This is a genomic window from Streptomyces sp. NPDC001093, assembly GCF_040298985.1.
Classification (GTDB): domain Bacteria; phylum Actinomycetota; class Actinomycetes; order Streptomycetales; family Streptomycetaceae; genus Streptomyces.
In genome coordinates, this window is record NZ_JBEPBF010000113.1 from 13197 (window position 1) to 33927 (window position 20731).

Below are 20731 nucleotides of genomic sequence, written 5' to 3' on the forward strand. Positions count from 1 at the left end.
GCAAGGCGCTTCGCCCTACGATTCTGGCAGGCGAGTGTGACAACCGTGTGATCACTTCAGCGGGATGACGATCTCGTCCTCGACCGGCGGATCGACCTCCTGCGCCCGGTTGCCGGTCGCGGCGAAACAGCGCAGCCGGACGGCCTCCGGAGCGACGTCCAGACGCAGGAAGCACTTGAAGAACGGCGGGCTGTAGGTGGCCGAGCCGGGCGAGAACAGCTGGGTGTAGACCTTGCGCACGGGCAGCCGGAACCGGGAGGTGCGGTCCGGGCGGCCGCCGGTGCCGAGGAGGCTCGCGACCAGCCGGGTGCGCCGGGTGATCCGGGCCCCGGGGTCGGGCTTGCGGCCCGGCTCGATGCCGAGGCGCTCGGCGACGACCGCCGTGGCCTCCGCCTCGGACAGGGTGAAGAAGCGGCGCAGCCGCAGCCGTCGGCCGTACAGGCGGCTGTAGAAGGCCAGGGAGTCGCCGCGCAGCGGATAGCAGCGGAAGTCCCGCTCGGTGACACCCGCGACCGAGATCCGCGGGATGGTGTGCGTGGCGTGCATGAACGCCCCGCCGCCGCCCGCGACCACGTACTGGACGGTCCGGCCGTCCACGTCGACCGGATAGCGCTGGTAGTTGTGGATGTCGCCGCCGATCGCGGCCACATAGTGGTGCTCCGGGTCCCGGACGATGTCGTCCACCGTCCCTCCGCCCTCGATCGCGCACGGGTGGTGCTCACCGTCGACGTACAGCGGTGACCCGGTGATGAGGATCTTCGGCCGCGGTCCCCGGGAGACCTCGCGCAGCCAGGCGCCCTGTTCGGCGTCGATCGTGCCGAGCAACCCGGTGTCTATGCCGACGATCCGCACCGGACCCGCGTCGATCGCCCAGTACGGCCCCGGCTGTACGGCCTGCTGGCCGGGCGCGGACCGCAACTTCCGGGCGGCGGCGAGCCGTTGCTCGTCGGCCGGCCGGGCCCGGTGCCACAGCAGGGCCCGCCACCAGGCTCGGCTGAGCGGGCGCGGCCGGGGCTCGGGGTCGAGCGGCGGGGTGTCGGCGCAGAAGACGCGCATGAAGGCGCCGAGGTCTTCGTACCAGTCGTGGTTGCCCGGTATCGCGTAGATCGGGGCCGGATAGTCCCGGTAGGGCCGGAAGAACTTGTTGGCGTAGTCGTCGGTGTTGCCCACCGGATAGATCACATCGCTCGCGATCACCGCGAAGTCGGTGTCCTCACCGGCCTTCAGGAACCCCGGCACGACGGCGTATTGGGGATCGTCGCCCTCCCCGGTGTCCCCGATGACCATGAAGGAGAACCAGTCACCGGTCTCCCGCTCGATCACCTTGCCGGCGGGCGCCCCGGCCGCCTCCCGGCGCGCAACCCAGCGGCTGCGGGTACGGCCGGTCGGGTCGCCGAACCAGGACGCCAGCACGCCGTTGCGGGCGGACCACAGGGTCCGTGGATTCAGCCACGACAGCTTCTCGACGTGGTCCGGCATCAGCTGTTTGTAGGTACCGGGCTCGGCGGAGCCCCAGCCGGCGCCCTGGGCGGTATCACGCGAGGAGTCAGACACGCCGTGCACAGTAACAACGCACCGATCACAGGAGGTTGGCGGGGCCTCGGCCGGTACGCTGGGAGGCCGCTGAGCGAGAGGGGCAGGCAGACCAGTGGAACTCGCCTTCGCCGGACGGGTCGTGGAGTGGCGGGGGCCGGCGCCGTACTACTTCGTCGCCGTGCCGGACGCGGAGTGCGCCGACATCCGTGACGTGGCCGCGCTGGCCAGTTACGGCTGGGGCGTGATCCCGGTCGAGGCCAGAATCGGCGGCACGGACTTCACCACGTCCCTCTTCCCCAGGGACGGCGGGTACCTCCTGCCGCTCAAGAGCGCCGTGCGCAGGCCGGAGGGGCTCGCGCCGGGTGACGAGGTGACCGTCGCGATGACGGTACGGCTGTGAGGCCCGAGGCGAACCCGGGACGCGTGAACAGAGCGGGCCGTCGCTACTCGTAGCCGGGTGCGCTGTCGAGGCGGATCCGGTGCGGCTGCTCGTTGCCGTGCGCAGGCCGCGCGGGATCGAGGGGTGTGCCACCGACGAGGCCACCGAGGCGGTCGCCTTCGCGCTGGGCGGTGCGCTGTGGACCGTGCCGATGCGCGGCGGCGACCCCCGCGGCTGCCGGCCACACGTCCCGCCGCCGATCCGCGCCCCGATCCCTCCGGCCGTCGTATCGCCTACGTCTGCCGACGCCGCGCTTCCCGGCGGGCCGCGCGGTCACTGATGGGCGCCCGACGGCACCGCCCCGCTGCGCGCCCGGACGGATCGCGGTCGCGTGCGGCGCTGTACCGCACGACCCGGCCACGCCGGACAGCCCGCCCGAGGTCCGTCGCCACACCTCCGGCGGCGCCCCGAACCCCGACGTCACCCTCTGGCCGGCCCCGGTCGAGCCCAACGGCCGGCTCACGCCCGTCCGTTGGGAGGGCACCCGGCACCTCACGGCCGACGGCGAACCGATCACGCCGCCGGGACGCCAGCTGTGTGCCGTCCCCGGCGTCGACGGGGACGAGGTGCTGTTCACCGCGTCCGACGAGCCCACCGCGGTCGGACCGTGGTCCCGGCGGCCGGGGACCGAACCGCGCCGCCGGAGCACGGGCCCGGTCCTGCACGGGGGTGTGCTGCGCGGCGGCACCCTCGTCCGTACCACCCCACCGGCACCGGCGGCCCGCGCCCGCGTACCGAGGTGCTGCGCACCGGCCGGAGGCCCTCCACCTGCCCTCCTGGCACCGGGACGACGGCCCGCTTCCGGTGCTGCGCGACCCCTGCGGCGGCTCGGGCGGTCAGTGCGTAATCGCGGCCACGACGGGAAGACGCTGGTGTCGCAGTGGTTCGCCGAGCAGGGCTTCGCGGTGCTGGTGACCGACGGCCGGGGCACCCCGGCGCGCGGACACACCGGCGCCACCGGCACCGCGGCCTTCGCCTGGGCGGTCAACCCCAGTGGCGGCGGGGGTTGCACCTCGACCCAGTTGCTGAACAACCCCGGCTCCGAGTCCGGCGGCACCGGCTGGAGCGCGACCAGCGGCGTCGTCACCAACGACACCGGTGAGGGGGCCCACGGCGGCGGCTTGTACAAGGCCTGGCTCGACGGCTCCGGCACCACCCACACCGACACGCTGTCCCAGTCGGTGACGATCCCCGCGGGCTGCAAGGCGACCCTGACCTTCTACCTGCACATCGACACCTCGGAGACCACCAGCAGCACTCAGTACGACAAGCTGACGGTGACCGCGGGTTCGAAGACCCTCGCGACCTACTCGAACCTCAACGCGGCCTCCGGCTACGGCCAGAAGACCTTCGACCTGTCCTCGCTGGCGGGCCAGACGGTCACCCTGAAGTTCAACGGCGTGGAGGACTCCTCGCTGCAGACCAGCTTCGTCGTGGACGACACCGCCCTGACGACCGGCTGAGTCACCCGTCGCGGCCCCGCACCCGAGTGGTGCGGGGCCGTGGCACGTCAGCTCAGCGGATCCAGCGTCAGATACGCCTGCTGCGGGCTGCCGTCGTGGACCAGGGACTCCTGGTTGCCGACGTCGTCGAAGGCGAAGGCATAGGCCTTGCCGTCGGCCATCTGCGCATGCACCGCACGCGCGTACTGGTTCGTCACCGCGTCCTGGTAGAAGGCGGCCGTCGAGGTGTCCGGCTGGTTCGGGTTGACCAGCAGGGTCGAGCGGTTGAAACCGGCGCACAGGGTACGGGAGATGGGGCCCCGCACATTGTCGTTGGGCGCGTCGAGCAGCTTGTGGCAGCCGAAGACGCTGTCCGCGTCCGGCTTCCGGAAGCTGGTGACCACCGCACCGGAGGCGTTGGTGAAGTTCATGACGTCGCCCGAGACCCGGCCGTAGTACTTGGTGCCCGGCTGGTCGGCGAACGGCGTGACGGTCAGCGTCGACGTCGTGTACTTCTGCCAGACCCGGTTGACGTAGTCGTCCATCACGCTCGCCGGCAGGGCCCCGGTCTCCACGCCGTACAGCGGCGACAGAGCGCGCAGCACCGTGCCGTCGGAGCGGGTCTGGATCAGCCCGGACCAGCCGCCCGACCGGCTGCGCAGCGCGTCGAAGAAGCCGGTGTAGCCACCGGACTTCAGGTGCCCGGTGGAGCTCACGCTGCCGTCGGAACGCTGTACACCGACCGCGTACGGCGCCGAGAACATGTCCACCTGGGTGCTGTTCAGCCACAGCCCGGAGTCGTTGAGGGTGTACTCGGACCAGTTGAACAGGATGTTCCGGTTGGGGTCGGACGGGTTCTGCACGGCCGGCTGCACCAGGCCGCCGGTGGTCAGCCGGAAGTCGAGCTTCTGGCCGTAGGAGAAGTAGATCCGGCCGGAGAACTTCGGTATCCGGATGGTCGTGGACTGTCCGGGGGCCGGGCCGGCGATCGCCGCGTCCGGGGCGGGTGTCGGCGGGTTGCCGCCCGCCGGCCAGGCGTGGAAGCCTCCGTTCGCGTCGGCCCAGCCCTGCTGTCCGGAGGACAGCTGGGTGCCGAGGTCGTAGACGTAGACCGGTGCGGAGCGGCCCGAGTTGTTGGTGATCTTCAGCGGGACGGTGTCCGGCACCGCGGCACCGGCGTGGTCCGGGGCGCCGAGGGCGAGCACCCCGCCGACCAGGGCCGCGGCGGCGGCCAGGGGCAGCGCGGGGCGGGTGAGTTGATGCGGCACTCTCTTGCCTCCGTGTGGGGTCGGGGTCGTACGGACATTGGTCCGTACCTGTTCTGAGAGCGCTCTCAGACTCGTACCAGGGCGCGTGCATGTCAATACAAACGGCGGACCGGCCTACCGCGCCCGTGCCGGGCGCCGGGCAGGCCTTCCCGGTCTGCCGGACCCCGGCCACCGGGAGCGTCACGCCCTCACTCGAAGCGGCTGGTGTCCCCTGCGCCCCGCCGTACGATCTCCGCCTCCCCGCTGGAGAAGTCCACGACCGTCGTCGGCTCGGTGCCGCAGTCGCCCGAGTCGACCACCGCGTCCACCGCGTGGTCGAGCCGGTCCTTGATCTCCCAGCCCTGCGTCAGCGGCTCCTTCTCGTCCGGCAGCAGCAGCGTGCTGGACAGCAGCGGCTCGCCCAGCTCCGCCAGCAGCGCCTGGGTGACCACATGGTCGGGGATGCGCACGCCCACGGTCTTCTTCCTCGGGTGCAGCAGCTTGCGCGGCACCTCGCGCGTGGCCGGGAGGATGAAGGTGTAGCTGCCGGGCGTGGACGCCTTCACGGCCCGGAAGACGTCGTTGTCCACCCGCACGAACTGGCCGAGCTGCGCGAAGTCCCGGCACATCAGGGTGAAGTGATGCCGTTCGTCCAGATGACGGATGGAGCGGATCCGGTCCATGCCGTCCCGGCTGCCCAGCCGGCAGCCCAGTGCGTAACACGAGTCGGTCGGGTATGCGATGAGTGCTTCCGAACGCACCGCGTCGGCGATCTGGGCGATGCTGCGCGGCTGCGGGTTCTCGGGGTGCACGTCGAAGTACTTCGCCATTCACCGAGCCTAATGCGCCGGCGGCCGGTCGGCGCGCACCGTCGGCTCGCGGGCGAGATCGTTGTGTAGTTCGCGGATTCCGGGGCATGCGAGCCATGAGCAGTCCGAGGCATCCCCCCCGCCCCGGACCGCGACATCTCCGCCGGCGTCCCATCCCCCCCGGGCCGCCGGCGGAGCCGTGTCCGGCGCGGGAGCACCGGCGCCTCCGGTAACGTACGGATGCGTAAGCCCAGGTCAACACGGAGGTGAGGAGAGCAGAACGTGGCCGTCCGACCGGACGAGGGCCCCGCGTTCCCGCAGCCGTACGGCGCGGACAGTGGCTGGGCGCAGGAGCTGCTGGACCAGCTGCGGCCCGCCGGACGCGATCCGCGCCGGCTCGTCGACTGGCTCGCCCGGACCGTGCGGGCCTCGGTGTGCCTCCAGGACGGCAGCGGTGGCCTGCTCGCCGGCGAGCGCCTGTCGCTCGACCCCGCCGTGCTCGCCGACATCCTCGCCGGCCGGGTCTGCGCCGCGTCCCTCGACGACGGGGCACGGCATGTGCGGCTGGTCGGCATACGCCATCCGGGGCCCGGCCCCGCGGCGGGGGCCGTCCTGGCCGTGGCCCGCCCGGAGCCCTTCGACCGGCGCACCACCGAGATCCTCGGCCACACCGTCGGCGTACTGGAACTCCTGCTCAGGGAACGGGAGTCGGCCGAGTCCGGGCGGCGGCTGCGGCGAGCCACGGCCGATCTGCGGCTGGCGATCCTGCAACTGCTCATGGTGGAGGACACCGTCTCCGCCCGCCGGGTCGCCGCCGGGCTGTGGCCGGGCCTGCTGGAACAGGACACCGCCCGGGTCTACGTCCTCGAGGGCACCGCCGTGGAACGCGACCGGCTCGCCGACGCGTGCGTGGACGCCACCGAGGGCCGGGCGCTGGTCGTGCGCTGCCCCGCGGTGGACGAACACGTCATCGTCGTCGGCCCGTCCGCCGAGGTGGGGGAGCGGCTGCGGTCCCTCGTCGCCGACCGGCGCGGCACCTTCCTCGGCGGCAGCCCCCGGCAGGGCCTCGCCCTGACCGCCACCGCCTACGGGCAGGCCGTCACCGCCCTCGCCGTGGCCCGCTTCCGGTCCGACCGGTACGCCGTCTACGCCGCCCGCACCCGCCCCGCACAGCTCATGGACCCCACGGCGCTGCGGGCCTGGGCCGCCGCCGTACTGCGCCCGCTCGACCCGCTGCCGCACCACGTGCGCGCCGAACTGCTCGCCACCACGCGGCTGGGCCTGGAGTTCACCGCCGTGAACGCGGCCAAGGTGCTCGGCGTCAGCCGCAACACCGTCCGCGCCCGGATGGACCGGGTCGCCGCGCTGCTCGGCGCCGACCTCTCCCGGCTGCCCGTCCGGGCCGTGGTCCACGCCGCCCTCAACACCGAGGCGGCACACGGTCCGTACGACCCCTCCGGCGGCGCACCCGGTCCGACGGCGCGGACCCGGCTCACCGAGCTGCTCGGCACGAGCGCGCTGCGGTCCTGGGCGGAGGGGCTGCTCGGCCGCCTCGACGAGGACGGCCGGGACCTGCGCGGCACCCTGCGCGCCTGGACCGGCGCCGACGCGCACGCCGAACGCGCCGCCCATGTGCTCGGCGTACACGCCCAGACCGTGCGCGAACACGTCCGGGCCGCCGAACCCGTCCTGGAACGCCGGCTGACGGCAGGCGGCACCGACCTGTACGAGGTCGTCCTCGCCCAGCTCGTCACCGGTGAGCTGTCCGTGCCCGACCTCGGTGTACCCGGTCCCGGCGGGCCGAACCCGGACCAACCGGACTCGTCTGTGCACCGGTGAGTCCCGTGCGGGCCCTGCCGGGCACGCGTGCACTACCCCGTGTCCGGCAGGGCGCGTACCTTTTCCGCAGTCCGCGGGGCACGACCGGAACGGGGGACCGGTCGCGGCCCCGCGTACGGCTCCGGCGCCCGAACCGGACCGTGTCTCCTGCGGGCGATGCCCGCGGCGCGTGCCGCCTCAACCGGTGTGCGTGACCGGCAGATTGTAGACGTGCGCCGGGGAGATGATCTTCGTGATCGCTTCGACCAGGACGGTGCTCGGCTCCTGGGACCGGTAGCCGGTGTCGGTGTTCAGGAGTGCGACCAGTGTCGTCCGGGTCGACGGCAGGTAGACGGCCACCGTCTCGTACCCCGGCAGGGAGCCGTTGTGGCCGATCCATCCCTGCACGTCGAAGATGCCCAGGCCGTATCCGGCGCCCTTCGTCGCGCCCGCCGGCGGTGTGGTCAGCCGCTGCTGCTGCGTCGCGGTACTGACCATGCGCGTGCCGTCCGGGAACCGGCCCCTGGCGACCGTGGGCGCCCAGGTGCGCAGGTCCCGCAGGGTCGAGATCATCGCGCCGGCGGCCCAGCCCCAGGACGGGTTCCAGTCGGCCGCGTCGGCTTCCCTGCCGTTCGCCGTCTGCCGGGTGTAGCCCTGCGCGTGCGGGGCGGGGAACTCGCCGCCGGCCGGGAAGAGCGTGTGCTGCATGCCTGCCGGAGCGAGAACGTGCTGCCTGATGTAGTCCCCGAGGTGCTGCCCGCTCTCCTTCTCCACCACCAGACCGAGCAGGATCAGGTTGGTGTTGCAGTAGGAGAACTTCCGCCCCGACTGGAACAGCACCGGATGCCTGAAGGAGTAGGCGAGCAACTGCCGGGGCGTGAAGGGCCGTTGCGGATCCGAGGTGAGCGCCTTGTCGAAACCCGGATCCTCGGAGTAGTTGAACAGTCCGCTGCGCATGCCGGCCAGCTGACGCAATGTGATCCGGTCGCCGTTGGGCACACCGTCGATGTACGTGCCGATCGGATCGTCCAGACCCACCTTCTTCCGGTCCACCAGCTGCAGCAGCGCTGTCACGGTGAACGTCTTGGTCTCGCTGCCGATCCGCATGTAGAGGTCCGGCGCCATCCTCTGGCCGGTGCTCTTGTCGGCCACCCCGAAGGAGCGGACGTAACTGGGCTGTCCCGGCGTCCAGATGCCGACGGTCACGCCGGGGATGTTCGCCTCGCGCATCACCCTGCCCACGGCGGCGTCCAGTCGGCGTGCCACTGCGGGGGTGAGGTCACGGACGGCCCCTGCCGAGGGGGCCGGGCCGGGCGTGTCGGTGGAGAGGGCGGCCGGCGCCGAGGCCGGGAACGCCCGTACGGGCGCGGCGGCGACCGGTGCCGACAGCGTCGCCACCGTGACGGCGACCGCGGCCCCCCTCAGCAGGCGTGCGGACGTACGCGGCATGGGCTGACTCCAGGCACGAGAGGGGTCACCGTGCGATGAGCGGGACGCCGAAGCCCTGGCTCTCCCAGCATAGGAGCGCCCTCTCCGCCCCGCCCGCCGGGCGAAGGGGCGGCCGCCCCGCTCGCCGCCTGCCGACGGGATGCTTGTCCGACGGGAGGCAGGCCTCGCGGCGGAATGCTTGTCCGACAGGCGGAAGACCTCGTTCGAGCGACGGCCTCACCCGAGCCGGTGAGCCTGCGCGGCGGGCCGTACCGGCAGCGCACCACGGGCGTTGCCCCGGCATGAACCGCTTGGACCCGGCACACCTCTTGGACCGGCTGGACCGGATCGAACGGCGGGACCGCAGGCGCCGGGCGGGCCGGCCGCCACGGGCGGACCAAGCCCCGGAGCCGATCTACGCCGGCCTCGTCGCGGAATGGCGCGCGCAGGGACGCACGGTGCCCGCGGACCCCGACGCGCTGTCGGCCGTACTCCCCGGGGCCGGCCCGGGTGCGCGACCTGCGCCCGAGCGCGCCTGAACCGTCACTGCCCGCGCAGCGGCGAGAGGACGGCGAGGGTGCCGTTGGCCTGCCGCAGCGCCTCCTCCAGGTCGCCGGGCGAGTGGAGCGCGCCGGAGCCGTCCGGCGGTACGAGCCATTCCAGGAAACGCGCGGGCCGGTACGGCGGCGGTACGGCGACCCAGGCGCCCTTGGTCGCGTACCGCAGACCGGCTCCCACCCAGCCCCCGGAGGGGTCCGGCGGCAGGAAGAACCCGACCCGGCCCGCCGCCGTGTCGACCAGTGTCGGCCCCGGCACGGGCAGCCCGGGCCGCCACAGCTGGTCGAGGGTGAGCAGGCCCAGCCGCTCCGGGACGCTCAGCACGTCCCAGAAACGGCCCGCCTCCAGCAGTGCGACGCCCTCGCCGTGATCCCACTCCCATTTGCAGGAGCGCGGGTCCGCCGCCGCGGCGGCCAGCCATTCCACGCCACGCATCCACATCGTGTTCGTCATGCACTGCTCCGGGTGTCCTCGTCCGCCTGCCCTCGGCATATGCATGCTCGTAGATATTTCTACGTGGCGGAAGGGGTGGCGCGGCCTGGCGTTTGTACGGGGATGTTCGAACTCCGGCTATGGGTTCGTCAGTTGGAGGAGGGGGATGCGTCACCCGCGCGGGGGGTCGTGTTACGGGCGGGCGCTTGATTCAGTCGTGCTGACGATCGAATCGTGTGTCCAGTGTTGAGCACATTGCTGTTTCAGTCGTATGGTCACGTCATTCGTCACCGTCTCCAGTGAGGTACTCCATGGACCGCACGCGCCTGCACGCCCTCCTGGCCCGCGAGAGCGCCGAGGCCGAGCGCCTGGGCCCGCGCTCCCGTGCGGCCTACGCGGGCGCCGACCACCTCTTCGGCCGGGTGCCGATGACCTGGATGAACAAGACGGCCGGTGCCTTTCCCCGCTATCTGGCCGGTGCGCGCGGCGCCCGGGTCACCGATGTGGACGGGCACGAGTACATCGACTTCTGCCTCGGCGACACCGGCGCGATGGCCGGCCACTCACCCGCCCCGGTCACCGAGGCCGTACAGCGCCGGTTCGCCGAGCTGGGCGGGGCCACGGCGATGCTGCCGACGGAGGACGCGGAGTGGGTCGGCGCCGAGCTGACCCGCCGGTTCGCTCTGGCGCGCTGGAGCTTCTCGCTCACCGCGACCGACGCCAACCGCTGGGCGATCCGGCTCGCCCGGGCCGTCACCGGGCGCCCCAAGATCCTCGTGAACAGCTACTGCTACCACGGCAGCGTCGACGAGTCCCTGATCGTCGTCGGCCCGGACGCCACGGGCACCGCTCGCCCCGGCAACGTCGGCGCCCCGTGCGAGGTGACGCTGACCAGCCGGGTGGCGGAGTTCAACGACCTCGTCGGCCTGGAGCGCGAACTGGCCCATGGCGACGTCGCCGCCGTCCTGATGGAGCCCGCTCTCACCAACATCGGCATCGTTCTGCCCGAGCCCGGCTTCCTCGCCGGCGTACGCGAGCTGACCAGGCGGTACGGCAGCCTGCTGATCAACGACGAGACCCACACCTTCTCCGCCGGACCCGGCGGCTGCACCGCGGCATGGGACCTGGAACCCGATCTGCTGACCATCGGCAAGGCCATCGGCGGCGGCATCCCGGCCGGCGCCTACGGGCTGTCCGCCGAACTCGCCGAGCGGCTGCTGGCCCGCACCGACCTGGACCTCGTCGACATGGGCGGCGTCGGCGGCACCCTCGCCGGCAACGCGCTGTCGGTCGCCGCGATGCGGGCCACCCTCGAACACGTCCTCACCGACGAGGCGTTCGCCCGGATGGCCAAGCTCTCCGAGCGCTTCGAGGCGGGTGTCCGGGCAGGCGTCGCGACCCACCGGCTGCCGTGGTCCGTGAGCCGGCTCGGCGCCCGCACCGAGTACCGTTTCACCAGCCCGGCACCGCGCACCGGCAGCGAGTCCGCGGCCGTCTCCGACCCGGAGCTGGAGGACTTCCTGCACCTCTACCTCGCCAACCGGGGCATCCTGCTGACCCCGTTCCACAACATGGCGCTCATGTGCCCGGACACCACCGAGCAGGACGTCGACACCCACACCGAGCTCTTCGCCGCCGCCCTCGCCGAACTGGCGGGCTGAGAGCCGCGGCCGGACCGCACTGAAAGGACACGCGTGGACGAGATCGACCGGGCCATCCTGCGCGAGCTGCAGACCGACGGCCGTATCGCCTACGCCGACCTCGGCCCGAAGGTCGGCCTGTCCGCCTCGGCGGCGCGGCAGCGGCTGCAGCGCCTGCTGGACTCCAAGGCCGTCCAGGTGGTCGGGGTCACCGACCCGATGGCCATGGGCGGACAGGCCATGGCCCTGCTCGGCATCGGCGTCGACGGCGACCCCCGCGCCGTCGCCGACGCCCTCGCCGAACGCCCGGAGGTCGTCTACTCGGTGCTGACCTCGGGTGGATTCGATCTGTTCGCCGAGGTGGTCGCCCCCGGCCCGAAGGCCCTGCTGGACTTCGTCAACGACGTGGTACGGCCCCTGGAGGGCGTCCGCGAGATCCAGTCCTTCCCCTACTTCGGCATCCACACCCACCGCTTCCTGTGGGACGTGGGCTGACCGGCGGAGCGGTCAGGCGGCCGGTGGCGCGGGTGCCAGCACCAGCATGGTGACGTCGTCCCGGATCTCGTACTGGTGCCGCACGAGCTCCGTCCACACCGCCCCGGGCAGCTCGGCGGAGGCCGTGCCGGTCAGGGCGGCGAGCCGCGCGGGCAGCGGGTAGAAGGCGCCGTCGGCGTCCCGCGCCTCCCACACCCCGTCGGAGGCCAGGAACAGCCGGTCGCCCGGCCCGAGCGTCACGGTGACCTCCTTCGGCGGGCCGACGCCGACCAGCCCGATTCCCAGCGGCGGTCCCGGCACGACCGTCACCTCCAGGGCGGCCCCCTCGTGCAGCAGCACGGGCGCCGGATGACCGCAGGCCACCACCCGTACGGCACGCCCGTCGGGGGAGAACTCCAGCAGCACCCCGGTGGCGAACAGCTCCGGGTGCCGTACGTCCGCCGAGTCCACCGCCAGCCTGCGGTCCATCCGCGCGGCGACCGACTCCAGGTCCGGCTCGTCCAGCACCGCCTCGCGGAACGCGCCCAGCAGCGACACCACCGTCGCGACCGCCGACAGCCCGTGCCCCTGCACGTCGCCCATCACCGCGCGCACCCCGTACGGCCCGTGCCGCACGTCGAAGAAGTCCCCGCCCACCAGCGTCCCGTCCTGCGCGGCGCGGTAGAAGCCCACGCAGCCCACGCCACCGACCCGCTCCGGCAGCAGCGGCATCACGGCCCGCTGCACGGCCTCGCCGATCGCCCGCTCCGTGTCCAGCTGGGCGTCCCGGCGGCTGCGCACATACGACACGAACACACTCAGCACGGCCACGAACACGATGGTGAGCAGGTCGGTGTTGCCGGGGCGGTTGAGATGGGTGGCGGGGATGTTCAGCACCACGACCACTCCGGCGCCGAGGAACGCGGTGGCCAGCGGGCCGTACGACAGGACGGCCAGCGGCGGGATCGCCCCCAGCACGAAACCGGAGTCCCGCGCGGCGGGAGTGGACACCGTGGCCACGGTGACGCCCACGAGCAGCACCACGGGCAGCACCCGAACCCACCACGGCGGCGGCGCGCCCCGCAACCAGCCGCGATCTCCAAGGTCCCGATGCGATGACCCGCCGCGCACCGATCTCACAACCCCAAGCTACGCCGCCCTCCGCACCCGGGCTTCCCGTGGCGGACACCGGCCCCTCGCCCCCGCCGCGGCCGGCGAAAAGCGATGGACCCCCGCGTGCTGCCCGCGTAGCCTGAGCCGGCACGCCCGAGACGGACGGAAGGAGGCGAGCGTCATGGCCACTGTCATCCTGCGCTCCCGCCTCCCCGTCACCCGGGTGTGCCGCGCCTGACCGGGAGCGCGTCCCCGCCGCCGTACGACGGCACGCATCCCGGAGGATTCCATGACCACCCTGGTCATCCGCGCGCTCGACGAGAGCACCGCGCACCTTTTCGACACCATGCCCGACCCGCTGGCGTTCCGTGACAAGCACCGGAACACCCGCTTCCGCCCCGACTGGCAGCGCATCGCCGTACGGGACGGCCGCACCGTGGCCCGCGCCGCCTGGTGGAGCCGGCCCGAGGACCCCGAGCCGCTCCTGATCAACTGGCTCGACGTTGCCGAGGGCGAGGAGGAGGCCGGGGCCGAACTCCTGCGGACGGCGCCCTGGCAGACCGGCGAACTCGAACTCGACCTGCCCTCCGGCTCGCGCGCCGACCCCCGGCTGCGGGCCGCCCTGGGCACGCGGGCCGCCGCCGCGCGCGCGGCCGGCTACACGCCCCCGGTGGAGCGCTTCCTGTACCGCTGGACCCCGGACCGGGGCCTGCCCGAGCGCCCCGGCCGCCTCGTGCATGCCGCCGAGCCGGACGACGCCGTGTTCCACGACCTGCTGCGCCGCATCCACTCGGTCACCCTCGACGCCCACGCCCGCCGGGCCCTCGAACAGGGCGGTCCGGACCTGGCCGCACAGCAGGAACTGGACCTCTTCCACTGGTTTCCGTCCCCACGCGCCTGGTGGCGGACCGCCCGCACCGCCGAGGGCGAGCCGGTCGGCATCCACATCCCCGCCCGCAACCCGTCCGGCCCCTGCGTCGGTTTCATCGGCGTCGTGCCGGAACAACGGGGCCACGGCTACGCCTACGACCTGCTCAGTGAATGCACCCACTTCCTGGCGGCCCAGGGCGCCGACTTCATCGCCGCCGCCACCGACCGGACCAATTTCCCCATGGCCGCGCACTTCAGCCGGGCCGGCTATCCCGTCGTACGGGAGCGCATCAACTTCTGGGCCGGCCGGGCTGCCGGCGGCGGGTGACCTGCCGGGCGTCGGTGGTGACCGGCGAGGCGGGCTTGCCATGGCCGGCGGGCGTGTTCACCGGACGTTCTACTGTTGATCAAGGAGACCGGCCGTCAACGGCCTCCCGGTGACAGGAGTTTGCATGACCACGACCCGCCCCACACTGATCGACGCCGCCGGCGGACTCGCCGCGAGCGCGACCGTCGACGCCGACTCCTGGTGGTTCAGCGCCAGACTGCACGACCACGAGAAGGTCTTCTGGGTGAAGATCCACGCCATGGAGATGAACGGCGCCTGTCTCAGCACGGTCGCGCTGCTCCAGGAACCGGACGGCCGCACCGGCGACAAGCACGTGATCGAGGCTACGGGCGGCGTGACGGTGTCGGCGGACTCGCTCGACGTGCAGACGTCGATCCTGAGCCTGAGCGGGGACCTGGACGAGCTGGAGACAACCGGTGCCACGGACGCCGCCTCGATCCGGCTCACCCTTCGGCGCGAGGGCCCCGTGCTCTACAACGGCGGCGCCGGGGTGTTCCCCTTCTTCGGCGGGACGACGGGGCAGTACGCGCTGCCCGGCCTGACCACGTCGGGAACCATCACCGTGGAGGGGGTCACCCACCAGGTCGGCGGACGCACCTGGTTCGACCGCCAGTGGGTTTCCGGGGCCACCGAGGCACCACGGTTCACCTGGCTCGGACTCGACCTCGGCGCCGGCCGGTACATGAGCGTCTGGGACGCGGTGGGAGACGGCACCTGCTGGCTCACCGAGCTCGGCCCGGACGGCTCACACCTGATCACCCAGGCCCGGCGAACCGACCGGGACGGGCACTGGGTGCTGACCGTTCCGAGCCTTGACGCGTCCCTCGACATCACACGTCGTGAGCTGTTCGCCACGCAGGGCGCCTACACCGGTGCCTGCCAGGTGACCGGCACGCTCGCGGGAGAGGAGATCGCCGGGCACGGCTTCACGGACATCATCGGCGCCTGAGGTCCCGGCTTCGGGCCTCGGGGTGAGCCGGAGCCATGCGTCTCACCCCGAGCGCCGGTGTCCACGGCCGACGGCGCCGCCACCGCCGCCGTTGCCGGGCGATCGGCAACGGGGCAACGGGGCACCGGGCGTCCGTCGGCCCCCGTCACCGGTCAGTCGGTCGGGCTCGGATCCCTGCCGTCCGCCAGCCGGGCCTGCGCCGTCGCCAGGATCTCGGTGACACGGAGGCCGAACGCGGCGTCGCAGGCATGGGGACGGCCCGTGCGGGCGGCCGTGAGCAGGACGTCGGTGGCGCGGGCGAGCGCGGGGACCGCCCCCTCGGAACTCCCCGGCATCAGCGCCACGCCTGCCTCGCCGCGCAGTTCCACATCGGCTCCGGCCGCCGCCGGCGGCGCCGTCAGGCTCAGCGTGAGCGTGCTCGACGCGCCGGTGGCATGGTCGAGGACCAGATGCACGGTGTCCGCCGGACCGTGCGCCGCCGCCACCACCTGCCGTACGTCGCCGAGGACCGGCAGCAGCACCGACAGGGCGTGCGGGCCGACGTCCCACAGCGCGCCCTTCTCGCGGCGCCACGGCGAGGCCGCGAACGGGCTGTCGGAGGTGAACACGGCGCCCAGCCACTGTGCGCGTGCCGTGAACCAGCCCGCCACGGCCGCCTGTTCCTCGATCCAGGCGTCCGGCTCCTTCTGGAAGCGCGCGGTGAAGAAGACCACCGAGGCCACCCCGGCCCGCTCGACCGCGTCCACCACGGCCCGCCCCTCGGCCACCGACACCGCGAGCGGCTTGTCCAGCAGCAGATGACGGCCCGCCCGGGCCGCCCGCACCGCCAACTCGGCCTGCACGGACGGCGGCAGGGCCACGGCGACGGCGTCCACGCCGGCCAGCAGCGCGTCCACGTCGTCGTATGCGGGGACGTCGTACTGCTCGGCCAGCGCGGTGACGGCCTCCGGGCGGCGGCCCCACACCCCGGCGAACTCCACGCCGGGGTGCCCGGCGAGAGCGGGGGCGTACGCCGCCCGGGCCCATGGGCCCGTCCCCAGCAGTCCGATACGCATGTGGCGTTCCTTTCTCCGAGCCGATCCCCGCACCCTCAAGATGCTGCGCTCCGGCCGCCCTGCCCACACCTGCCGTCCGCAGCCCCGTCCGCGGCAAGCCACTGGGCGATCGTGGCGGCGATGGGCTGACCTGTGTCCATCTCGACGAACCCGAACTGACCCGACTGGTTGCACTCCAGGAACCACCAGATCCCGTCGGCGTCCTCGGCGAAGTCGAATGCGCCGTAGGCCAGTTCCGCGCCCCTCATGTACCGCCGTACGCCCTCGGCGACGCGCGGGTGCACATCCGCCGGGAGCCAGGGAGAGACCGACGGGGCGAAGCGGACGTCCACGTCGTCCGGGTGGGCGTCCAAGTCGGCGGGCTTGCGCGCGGCCAGGAGCGTGTCGCCGACGACGGTGAGCCGGATGTCGGCCCGTTTGGCGATCCGCCGCTGCAGCAGCGTCGGGCCGAAGGCCACCGCCGAGAAGTCGGTGTCCGGTGCGACGCGGCTGGTCGGCACCGCGCGCGGCGGCTCCTGCGGATGCGCGCCGGACACCGGCTTGACCACCAGATCCGGGAAGCGCTCCGCGAACTCGCGGGCCGCCTGCGGGAACGTGGTGATCAGCGTGGCCGGCACCGCGAGGCCGCTGTCCTGGGCGAGATGCAGCTGCCAGGGCTTGTGGCGGGCGCGGCGGGCCGCGTCCGGATGGTTCATCCAGCGCGCGCCGGTCGTGCGCAGCATGCCGTACAGCGCCTGCGACGACTCCTCCGTCAGCCAGGCCGACGGCTGGGCGGCGCGGGCGGCGGCGTCGCCGGGCCGGCGCACCCAGACGGAGCGCAGGCCGCCCATGCTCACCAGACGCCCGCCGACGGACAGATGCCCGCGGCAGGCGCCCCGCACGTACTCGCCCGACAGCGCCACCCCGTTGGTCAGATCGGCGGGGTCGAGCCGGACGACGGGCACACCGGCCTCGCCCAGCCGGAGGACCACCATGTCCGCCGTCACGTCCTCTTCACTGGTCAGAATGAGCACGGTCATCTTCCACGGCCCGCGTTCAGTCGTCGAAGTGCGTCTTGGAACCCGCCGTCGAGGTCGTGGTCCCCAGCGCCCTCAGGGTCGCGTGGTCGGTGGCGGCGATCCGCCCGTCCGGGAGGACGTTCAACTGCAGTCCGGAGTCGTACGCGTACGGAGTGGTGACGTCCAACTGCACAGCGGGGCGCGCGTAGTTGAGCGTGAACGGTTGCATGGTCTCTCCCTGATTAGGCTTTCACGTCCTTATACGAATCGAACGGGTGATTGGTTTCCTCACGCTGAGTAACCGCAGGTCGGAGGGGGGACAAAAGCACCGCAGGGCGGCGTGCCTGCATGGCCGATGACGCCGATGAAGCCCAAGACGTTGCGTCGCCGCGACGGAAAAGGGTGGTCACCCCGCGAGCGACAGCGCGGTCCGCGCCACCGTCAGAGCCTGCTCGGCGTACCCGCGTCCGAAGAGCACGGCGTGGACCAGCAGCGGGAACAGCTGGTGCACGGCCACTCGGTCGCGTCGGCCGGGCGCGAGCGGTGCCGTCTCCTCGTACCCCGCGAACACCCGGTCCAGGTGGGGGCAGCCGAAGAGCTGGAGCATCGCCAGGTCCGTCTCCCGGTGCCCGCCGTGCGCGGCCGGGTCGATGAGCCGGACCTCGCCGTCGGCGCCCCACAGCACGTTGCCGTTCCACAGGTCCCCGTGCAGCCGCGCGGGCGGCTCGGCGGGTCCCGCCAGGTCGGGCAGTCGCGCGCAGACCCGCTCGAACACGGCCGCCTCGCCCGGGCGGAGCGTGCCTCGGTCGACCGCGCCGCGCACATACGGCAGCACCCGGTGCTCCGCGTACCAGCCGGGCCAGTCGGTGCCCGGCGTGTTGCGCATGGGCGCGAGGCCGATGAACGCGTCCACGGGGCCGCCGGGCGGCGGAGCTCCGAAATCCGAAGCACCCGCGGCGTGCAGGGCGGCCAGGGCCTGGCCGAAACGATGCGCCGCCTGAGGGTCCGGCCGCCCCGTGGGCACCCGCTCCGTCACCATCCAGCGTTCGTCGTGACCGAGTACCGCCGGCACCCGGACCGCGTCCGCCGCGGCCAGCCAGCGCAGGCCCGCCACCTCCGCGCGTACCGCCCCCGGAGCGTCACCCCGCTTGACCATCACGGGCGTGCCGCCGTCCAGGGTCACCTCGGCCGGCGATCCGGAGACCGCCCGTGCGCCGGTGACCGGGCGTCCGGTGAGCCGGGACGCCACCTGCCCCGGATCCTCGCGATCCTCGTGTCGGTCGACCACGGCCCCAGCGTACGTCCCGCAACAGAGGCCGGTGGTAGGCGACTTCGACCATTGATACGACTGTTTTCAGCCAAACCCAGGCGGTAACTACCCGTGCTGATTCCGTACCGCTAGCGTGAGGGCGCCGCGTCGCCACACCAGGGGCACAGGGCCCCGCCGGGACTAGCGCGCGGCGGAGGATATCCCCCTTGACCACAGCATCCGTGCTGATGGCCGACGTCTTCGAAGTCCAGCCGTACACCTCCCACTGCAAGGTCATCCTGGGCGAGGGTGCGCACGCCGTGATCGGTGTGTCCCCGGGCAACAGCTATTTCTCCGCCCGCCGCCTGCACGACCTCGCCCGCTGGGGACTGGACCACTTCGACAGGGTCGACTTCGTCTATACCGACCTGTACGTCGCCGAGATGTACGAGGCGTCCGGCTATCCACCGGACGAGGCCCGGCGCAAGGCGGTGAAGAACCTGCGCGGGGTGCGCGCCAAGGTCCGTGACGCGGTGTCGGCGGCCGACCCGGAGGGCCTGCGGATGGACTGGCACCCGATGTCCGAGTTCCGCACCAACCCCGCCTACCAGGACATCCACCGGCAGCTCCAGGCGCGCCTGGCCTCCGACGGGGCCTTCCGGGGCGTCTGCGACGCCCTGGTGAATCGTTTCCTCAGTGCGCGTGGCGAGGCACCGACCGAGCGGCAGCGGGCCGTGTGCCTGGAGTACGTGTGCGCCGAGGCGCCGCTGTTCCTGGACACCCCCGCCATCCTCAAGGTGCCCTCCTCGCTCAACTGCTACCACCAACTGCTGCCGATGGCCGAGCTGTTGTACTCCCGCGGCGCCGGCCTGCGCGCCTCCCGCAACCAGGGCCACGCCATCGTCACCCCCGCCGCCGCCCTCGAAGGAACCGCTGCATGACCACCGCCCCCGGCGCCAGCGCCGACCACCCGCCCCTGCTCGACTTCCCGTTCTCCTGGGACGGCACCAGGGTTCCCGCCGAGGTCGAGGACCTGCGCGCCGCCACCCCCGTACGGCGCGTGCGGACCATCGCCGGCGACGAGGCCTGGCTGGTGTCGTCGTACGACCTGTGCGCCCAGGTCCTCAAGGACGACCGGTTCTCCCTCAAGGACACCTCCGCGCCCGGAGTCCCCCGGCAGTACGCGCTCACGATCCCGCCCGAGGTCGTGAACAACATGGGCAACATCACCGGGGCCGGGCTGCGCCGGGCGGTGCTGAAGGCGCTCAACCCGAAGTCGCCGGGCCTGATGGAGTGGCTGCGCGGGGAGGCGCACCGGCTGGTGGACCGGCTGCTGGCCGACGGACCGACGGCCGACCTGCGCGCTGCCTTCTGCGAGCCGTACTCGGCGGGCATGCACTGCCGCATCCTCGGCATCCCGCAGAGTGAGGCCCCGGGCTTCCTGCGCAGCCTCGACATCGCCTTCATGAACTCGCCGTGCCCGATCACCGGTGCGAAGATCAACTGGGACCGGGACCTCGCCCGGATGACGGCCCTGCTCGACGACCCGGCGACGCACGGCCTGATGGGCGAGCTCGCTGCCCTGCGCGAGGACCCGGACTACGCCCACCTCACCGACGAGATGCTGGCCACCGTCGGGGTCACCATGTTCGGCGCCGGCGTGATCTCCACCTCCGGCTTCCTCGCGATGGCCCTGGTCTACCTGCTCACCCACCCCATCGCCCGTGACCTCCTGCGCGACCGCCCGGACCTGATCGGCCCCGGCGTGGAGGAATTGCTCCGGGTCAACCTCTCCATCGGCGACGCCCTGCCCCGTCTCGCCCTGGAGGACGTCCGGCTGGGCGACGTCGGGGTGAAGCAGGGCGAACTCGTCCTCGTCCTGGTCGAGGGCGCGAACCTCGACCCGGACAAGTTCCCCGACCCGCACCGCTTCGACGTCCACCGCGACAACACAGCCGACCACCTCTCCTTCGGCGGCGGCGCCCACTACTGTCCTGCGACCGCACTCGGGCGCGCACACGCCCGCATCGCCCTGGAGGTCCTCCTCGACCGCCTGCCGGACCTCGCGCTGGCCGTACCCCCGGGCCAACTGGTCTGGCGCACGGGCTTCATGAAGCGAATCCCCGAGCGGCTACCGGTGACCTGGTAACCCGCACCACCCGGCTGTCCGTACGGCGCCCCCGACCCGGCAATCCCGGGCGGGGGCTCCGGCGGCTCTGCCGGTGAGCAGCGGGTAGGGGTGCGGGGCGCGCCCCCCACTCCCGGGGGGGCGCGCCCCCGCCGCGCGCGGGGGGGGGGGGGGGGGGGGCGCGGGGGGGGGGGGGG

The 20731-nt window shown here is 72.8% G+C and carries 20 protein-coding genes and 1 pseudogene; 11 read left to right on the top strand and 10 right to left on the bottom strand.

Annotated features, from left to right (window positions below; genetic code table 11):
• Window positions 1–51 precede the first annotated feature (51 nt).
• The gene (locus ABT288_RS37785) at window positions 52–1554 is read right to left on the bottom strand and encodes a metallophosphoesterase family protein (RefSeq protein WP_351617955.1); all 1503 of its coding nucleotides are present in this window, start codon (window positions 1552–1554) and stop codon (window positions 52–54) included.
• Window positions 1555–1648: 94 nt separating this feature from the next.
• On the opposite strand from ABT288_RS37785, the gene ABT288_RS37790 reads away from it, so the two are divergent.
• The 3 genes and pseudogenes from ABT288_RS37790 to ABT288_RS37800 all read left to right on the top strand — a co-directional run.
• Window positions 1649–1936 carry a DUF1905 domain-containing protein gene (locus tag ABT288_RS37790; RefSeq protein ID WP_351617958.1) on the top strand — a complete coding sequence of 96 codons (288 nt, stop codon included), beginning with the start codon at window positions 1649–1651 and terminating at the stop codon, window positions 1934–1936.
• A gap of 79 nt (window positions 1937–2015) precedes the next feature.
• Window positions 2016–2255, top strand: coding sequence for a hypothetical protein (locus ABT288_RS37795; RefSeq protein ID WP_351617961.1), 240 nt, complete (start codon window positions 2016–2018; stop codon window positions 2253–2255).
• A 667-nt stretch (window positions 2256–2922) separates the two neighbouring features.
• Window positions 2923–3438 (top strand): annotated as a pseudogene (locus ABT288_RS37800) (hypothetical protein); the annotation flags it as partial.
• Window positions 3439–3485: 47 nt separating this feature from the next.
• On the opposite strand, the gene ABT288_RS37805 reads toward ABT288_RS37800, so the two are convergent.
• A complete protein-coding gene (locus ABT288_RS37805) occupies window positions 3486–4685 on the bottom strand; it encodes a glycoside hydrolase family 64 protein (protein ID WP_351617963.1) in 1200 nt (399 codons plus the stop codon).
• Window positions 4686–4873: 188 nt separating this feature from the next.
• Window positions 4874–5494, bottom strand: coding sequence for an L-threonylcarbamoyladenylate synthase (locus tag ABT288_RS37810; protein WP_351617966.1), 621 nt, complete (start codon window positions 5492–5494; stop codon window positions 4874–4876).
• A 261-nt stretch (window positions 5495–5755) separates the two neighbouring features.
• Here ABT288_RS37810 and ABT288_RS37815 point away from each other — a divergent pair, with 261 nt between their 5' ends.
• Window positions 5756–7312 (top strand): helix-turn-helix domain-containing protein, encoded by a 1557-nt coding sequence (locus tag ABT288_RS37815; protein ID WP_351617969.1) that lies wholly within the window; start codon window positions 5756–5758, stop codon window positions 7310–7312.
• A 177-nt stretch (window positions 7313–7489) separates the two neighbouring features.
• On the opposite strand, the gene ABT288_RS37820 is transcribed toward ABT288_RS37815, so the two are convergent.
• A complete protein-coding gene (locus ABT288_RS37820) occupies window positions 7490–8740 on the bottom strand; it encodes a serine hydrolase domain-containing protein (protein WP_351617972.1) in 1251 nt (416 codons plus the stop codon).
• 281 nt (window positions 8741–9021) lie between these two features.
• Between ABT288_RS37820 and ABT288_RS37825 the strand changes: the two genes are divergently transcribed.
• On the top strand, window positions 9022–9258 hold the full coding sequence (locus tag ABT288_RS37825; RefSeq protein WP_351617974.1) for a hypothetical protein: 237 nt from the start codon (window positions 9022–9024) through the stop codon (window positions 9256–9258).
• 4 nt (window positions 9259–9262) lie between these two features.
• Here ABT288_RS37825 and ABT288_RS37830 read toward each other — a convergent pair whose 3' ends face one another.
• Entirely contained in the window at window positions 9263–9730 is a 468-nt protein-coding gene (locus tag ABT288_RS37830) for a hypothetical protein (RefSeq protein WP_351617977.1), read from the bottom strand.
• 290 nt (window positions 9731–10020) lie between these two features.
• Between ABT288_RS37830 and ABT288_RS37835 the strand changes: the two genes are divergently transcribed.
• The gene (locus ABT288_RS37835; protein WP_351617980.1) at window positions 10021–11370 is read left to right on the top strand and encodes a transaminase; all 1350 of its coding nucleotides are present in this window, start codon (window positions 10021–10023) and stop codon (window positions 11368–11370) included.
• A 33-nt stretch (window positions 11371–11403) separates the two neighbouring features.
• Window positions 11404–11844 carry an Lrp/AsnC family transcriptional regulator gene (locus tag ABT288_RS37840; protein WP_228622050.1) on the top strand — a complete coding sequence of 147 codons (441 nt, stop codon included), beginning with the start codon at window positions 11404–11406 and terminating at the stop codon, window positions 11842–11844.
• A gap of 12 nt (window positions 11845–11856) precedes the next feature.
• Here the strand turns inward: ABT288_RS37840 and ABT288_RS37845 are convergent, their stop codons facing one another.
• On the bottom strand, window positions 11857–12963 hold the full coding sequence (locus ABT288_RS37845) for a PP2C family protein-serine/threonine phosphatase (RefSeq protein WP_351617983.1): 1107 nt from the start codon (window positions 12961–12963) through the stop codon (window positions 11857–11859).
• A gap of 262 nt (window positions 12964–13225) precedes the next feature.
• Between ABT288_RS37845 and ABT288_RS37850 the strand changes: the two genes are divergently transcribed.
• Together ABT288_RS37850 and ABT288_RS37855 are read left to right on the top strand one after the other, a co-directional pair.
• Complete coding sequence (locus tag ABT288_RS37850; RefSeq protein ID WP_351617985.1) at window positions 13226–14134, top strand: GNAT family N-acetyltransferase; 909 nt, start codon at window positions 13226–13228, stop codon at window positions 14132–14134.
• Between the two features lie 124 nt (window positions 14135–14258).
• Window positions 14259–15104 carry a lipocalin-like domain-containing protein gene (locus ABT288_RS37855; protein WP_351617988.1) on the top strand — a complete coding sequence of 282 codons (846 nt, stop codon included), beginning with the start codon at window positions 14259–14261 and terminating at the stop codon, window positions 15102–15104.
• Between the two features lie 152 nt (window positions 15105–15256).
• On the opposite strand, the gene ABT288_RS37860 is transcribed toward ABT288_RS37855, so the two are convergent.
• The 4 genes from ABT288_RS37860 to ABT288_RS37875 form a co-directional block, all read right to left on the bottom strand.
• On the bottom strand, window positions 15257–16159 hold the full coding sequence (locus ABT288_RS37860) for a Gfo/Idh/MocA family protein (RefSeq protein ID WP_351617990.1): 903 nt from the start codon (window positions 16157–16159) through the stop codon (window positions 15257–15259).
• A 35-nt stretch (window positions 16160–16194) separates the two neighbouring features.
• A complete protein-coding gene (tgmB, locus tag ABT288_RS37865; protein ID WP_351617992.1) occupies window positions 16195–17178 on the bottom strand; it encodes an ATP-grasp ribosomal peptide maturase in 984 nt (327 codons plus the stop codon).
• A 16-nt stretch (window positions 17179–17194) separates the two neighbouring features.
• Window positions 17195–17386 carry a putative ATP-grasp-modified RiPP gene (gene tgmA / locus ABT288_RS37870; protein ID WP_020938095.1) on the bottom strand — a complete coding sequence of 64 codons (192 nt, stop codon included), beginning with the start codon at window positions 17384–17386 and terminating at the stop codon, window positions 17195–17197.
• A 177-nt stretch (window positions 17387–17563) separates the two neighbouring features.
• The gene (locus ABT288_RS37875) at window positions 17564–18406 is read right to left on the bottom strand and encodes a fructosamine kinase family protein (protein WP_351617999.1); all 843 of its coding nucleotides are present in this window, start codon (window positions 18404–18406) and stop codon (window positions 17564–17566) included.
• A gap of 227 nt (window positions 18407–18633) precedes the next feature.
• Here ABT288_RS37875 and ABT288_RS37880 point away from each other — a divergent pair, with 227 nt between their 5' ends.
• Complete coding sequence (locus ABT288_RS37880; RefSeq protein ID WP_351617994.1) at window positions 18634–19347, top strand: cyclodityrosine synthase; 714 nt, start codon at window positions 18634–18636, stop codon at window positions 19345–19347.
• Window positions 19344–20555 carry a cytochrome P450 gene (locus ABT288_RS37885; protein WP_351617997.1) on the top strand — a complete coding sequence of 404 codons (1212 nt, stop codon included), beginning with the start codon at window positions 19344–19346 and terminating at the stop codon, window positions 20553–20555. Before ABT288_RS37880 ends, ABT288_RS37885 begins: the two co-directional genes overlap by 4 nt.
• Window positions 20556–20731: the final 176 nt, after the last annotated feature.